Genomic DNA, 3,824 nt, shown 5'->3' with positions numbered 1-3,824 from the left:
GGGCTGAGTTCCTCCTTTGGCTTGGAGTTATCCTTCTTCTTGGTGCGGCGTTTTTTGGCCATATCTCCTAGATTATACCGCTTACGGAGTCGCTAGGGTATAGGGTTGTCCGGTCTATTTTGCCCAGGGCAATTCATATTTTTGACTAGGTTTCGATTCTCTTGAATCAAAAAGGTAAAATTTGCTGACCTTAATTCGATAAAACCGATGGCCATCTTGGTTTTTAGCTTCAGCTAGAATTTCTTCGCCTAAATTGAATCGATCACTTAAAGCTATATAGGCCAGATCAGAAGTCTGAACATCTGCTAATAGTTCGGCCTTACCCTCAAAATAAACTCCTCGGGGTTTATCCTTTAATCCATGGGGCTCAACGATATTACCGGCGATATTGGGATTTTGTGCAATCTCTTGGCTGTGACGAGTTGATTCAAGAGACCTAAAGTACAGATTTAGGTCCTGGTCGTAGGCATAATGAACCTCGCATACCCACGGCTTATCATTTGAGCTGGTGGCCAAGGATAAGTGAATCACTTGGTCAATGTAGTCTCGAATAGTTTTTTCGACGTCTGTTATCATGCTAGGCTGCCTTGGGTAGGTCTTGCTGGCGCCGCTTTTCCAATAAATCGGCGGCTGGGGTGGCCGAATATTCTGGTGGCATTAAGTACCCTATGCTCACAACTCTTTCGATTTGCTCATTAGTCAGGCCGGCAGTACCACTTTTTTTCACAGTCGCAATCTGCTCGCTTCTCCTTTGTTGGTAGTCAGCCTCGGGGCGCAATGCGACTACATTTGATTTGAGTTTTTCGGCTTCATTATTTGCCGCTTTCACAAGGTAGGCATCGCTCGGTTCGAGATCGGCATAGATTTCTGGGGCAACATAACCGCTACTAATAATCGAATTAGCTTCTGCCTGGCTAAACCCTTCCGCCAGCAATGTCGAACGTTTTGTTTCCCGCTCCTGCCTATCGGCTTCGACTTGCTTGTGAGCCTCAATTTGAGGATCAGGCGGCAGAGCATCAAAGGCGGTTTCTGGGTGAGGCTGGTCGCTGACTAGATCCGCAGGATTGATGGCAGGTTTAAACTCCGATTCAGGTTGATTGGGCAGGGCTTCGCTCATGTAAATATTTATAGCTGGACCAGAATAAACTTACAAGCCTGCTCCTAAACCTCATTCACTACTGGCAGCACCATCGGATTGCGCTTGGTCTTTTGGTAGAGTAGGTCGGCTACGGTGTCGCGCAGATCAAGCTTGAACTTGGCCCAATCAACTGGCCCGCTGCCACGGCGCTCAAAGGCCTTGCGCACCTCGGCCCGAGCGGCGTTGATGAGTTCTTCGTTTTCCTTCATATAGACAAAGCCACGACTGATGATGTCCGGGCTCGAAACTAGCTTGCCGGTTGAGCGGCTGACTGTGGCCACCACCACAAATACGCCTTCGTTGGCCATACTCAAACGATCGCGTAGTACAACTCCCTCGACGTCGCCGATCCCGGAGCCATCGATCATGATGATGCCAGACGGCACTCGTTGGGCCTTGGCGGCTTTAGTGGCAGTGATTTCCAGAACGTCACCGTTATCAAGCACAAAGATGTTGTCTTTAGCTACTCCATTTTGAACGGCTAGCTCGGCATGGCGCATTAGATGATGGAATTCGCCGTGTTCGGGCACAAAGTACTTTGGCTTTACAATCTGGATCATTTCGGCCAGATCATCGCGCGATGCGTGACCGGAGACATGCAGCGGTCCGCAGCCATCCAGGTCGCGATGAATGTTCTGGTAAACCCGCGCGCCTTCGCGCAGCAAACCGTCGACTGTATTGACGATCGAGACTTCGTTGCCCGGGATGATACTGGAACTCATCACCACCGTATCACCCGGCTTGATCTTAACGTGCGGATGGTCGCCCGTGGCCATGCGGTTGAGGACGGAATTGATTTCGCCCTGGTGGCCCGTGCATAGGATCAGGAACTGCTCATCTGGCATGTGGGTCATCTCTTGCAATCGTTTGACGGTGCCAGCCGGAATCCGCAAATAGCCCAGCTTTACCGCCAATTCCACATTAGCTAGCATGCTGCGGCCGGCAAAGGCCACCAATCGATTTGATTCGACGGCGGCATCGATGATGCTCTGCATACGGTGAATATTGCTAGATATGGCCGAAACAATGATGCGGCCCTGCTGGCGTTTAAAGACCTCAGTCAAACCCGGTTCGACAGTTTTTTCTCCGGGTGTCCGGCCCATGACCTCACAGTTGGTACTATCGCTTAGTAGCAATAAGACGCCGTCTTTGGCCACCTCATTTAAGCGATCGAGGTCCATCTTTTTGCCATCAACCGGATCGGGGTCTAGGCGCCAATCGCCGGTGTGGATGATCTTACCAACGGGTGTTTCGATCAATACAGCGCAAGCATCTGGGATAGAGTGTGTCACCCGAATGAGCTCAACTTTGAAGGCACCCAATTGGACCTGTTCGTGCTTATCGGGATCAAGCACTCGATATTGAGGTTGAGTTTTGAGTTGAAACTCCTGGAGTTTCTTTTCGATCATGCCAAGGGTAAAGCGCGCGCCGTAGATTGGTGCCGGCAACTTCGGTAACACATAAGGAATGGCGCCAATGTGGTCCTCGTGGGCGTGCGTGATGATGTGGCCGCGGATCTTATCCTTATGCTGCTCGAGATAGTCAGTTTTAGGGATGGTGTAATCAACCCCCGGCTCGAATTCGGTTGGGAAGGCAAAGCCCAAGTCGATGACGACGATATCCGGGCCGTATTCGATCGCCATCATGTTTTTGCCCACCTCACCCATACCGCCCAATGGAATGATCCGCAGCGCTTGCTCCCGTTTAGCAGTGTTTGCTACTGGTTTGGTGGCCGCTCCCCCACTGCCGTTGTAGACGGTTTTGTTGACCGGCACCTCATTTACAGCTGGCATCAGCGAGCGCTGGGGCTGACGCCGTCTAGAGTTACGACCATTGCCATTCGACTTTTGAGCGCCAAGGCTTTTAACCGGCGTTGGTCGAGCCGAACCCTGGGATGGTTTTGATTGTGGAGATGTCCCCGCAGCCAATTTGGGCTGGTTGGGTTTCTGAGGTTTATTTGATGTGTCTTCTTTCATGTTTCCTTTCGTTCCGCTAGAAGCGGATAGTTTAAATTGTTCTGATTCTTTATTTGTCATTCCGGACTTGATCCGGAATCGATCCTGAAACCAGTTCAGGATGACAATTAATAACTTATTCGATCATTTCGAGGATCTTGGGTATCTTGGCAAAATCTTCCATCAAAGTTTCGCGCATGCTGCCGTTGTAGAGAGCTGCCGCTGGGTGGAACAATGGCAGGTAAACCTGGCCGTCTTTGCGCTTGGGTTGCCCGTGAACCTGGCTGATTTTGAGTTCCGGCAGAATGGCGCTCATGGCATGCCGGCCCAAAAATACGATCAGTTTTGGTTTGATGATGTCAATCTGGCGGCGCAAGTAAGGCATAAAAGCTTCGATTTCGGATGGCTCTGGATCGCGATTACCAGGTGGGCGGTATTTGACGATGTTCGTTATGTAAACCTGCTCTCGTTTTAAGCCAATGCTTTCAAGCATTTCGTTCAAAAACTGGCCAGCGGCCCCGACAAACGGTTTACCCTGAGCATCTTCTTTGGCCCCGGGCGCCTCGCCGATAAAGACAATCTTGGAATCAGGGCTACCATCGGCAAAGACCAGTTGAGTGGCGGAGCTGGCGAGTTCTGAGCAGACTTGGTTAGCAACAATATCCGCCTCAACTTGCCTGAGTTCATCCGCCTTACTCACCTACTTGCCACTAACCGCCTTTTTGCTAAAG

The 3,824-nt window shown here is 50.7% G+C and carries 4 protein-coding genes; all 4 read right to left on the bottom strand.

The window, feature by feature from the left end; genetic code table 11:
• Positions 1-114 precede the first annotated feature (114 nt).
• The 4 genes from VLE72_00830 to VLE72_00815 all read right to left on the bottom strand — a co-directional run bounded on the left by VLE72_00830 (position 115) and on the right by VLE72_00815 (position 3,793).
• Positions 115-576 (bottom strand): pyridoxamine 5'-phosphate oxidase family protein, encoded by a 462-nt coding sequence (locus tag VLE72_00830; protein HSX14442.1) that lies wholly within the window; start codon positions 574-576, stop codon positions 115-117.
• A 1-nt stretch (position 577) separates the two neighbouring features.
• Positions 578-1,117, bottom strand: coding sequence for a hypothetical protein (locus tag VLE72_00825; protein ID HSX14441.1), 540 nt, complete (start codon positions 1,115-1,117; stop codon positions 578-580).
• A 44-nt stretch (positions 1,118-1,161) separates the two neighbouring features.
• Positions 1,162-3,114, bottom strand: a complete 1,953-nt coding sequence (locus VLE72_00820) for a ribonuclease J (protein ID HSX14440.1) — start codon at positions 3,112-3,114, stop codon at positions 1,162-1,164.
• A 115-nt stretch (positions 3,115-3,229) separates the two neighbouring features.
• Positions 3,230-3,793: a uracil-DNA glycosylase gene (locus VLE72_00815; protein HSX14439.1), complete on the bottom strand. Its 564-nt coding sequence runs from the start codon at positions 3,791-3,793 to the stop codon at positions 3,230-3,232.
• Positions 3,794-3,824: the final 31 nt, after the last annotated feature.

Source organism: Candidatus Saccharimonadales bacterium (genome assembly GCA_035480635.1).
Classification (GTDB): domain Bacteria; phylum Patescibacteriota; class Saccharimonadia; order UBA4664; family DATIHN01; genus DATIHN01.
Note: the sequence above shows the minus strand (reverse complement) of the source record. Positions and strands in the feature narration are given on the sequence as shown.

Coding starts and splice junctions, on each gene's coding strand:
- VLE72_00830 (HSX14442.1), bottom strand. CDS start 576: ATGATAACAGACGTCGAAAAAACTATTCGAGACTACATTGACCAAGTG.
- VLE72_00825 (HSX14441.1), bottom strand. CDS start 1,117: ATGAGCGAAGCCCTGCCCAATCAACCTGAATCGGAGTTTAAACCTGCC.
- VLE72_00820 (HSX14440.1), bottom strand. CDS start 3,114: ATGAAAGAAGACACATCAAATAAACCTCAGAAACCCAACCAGCCCAAA.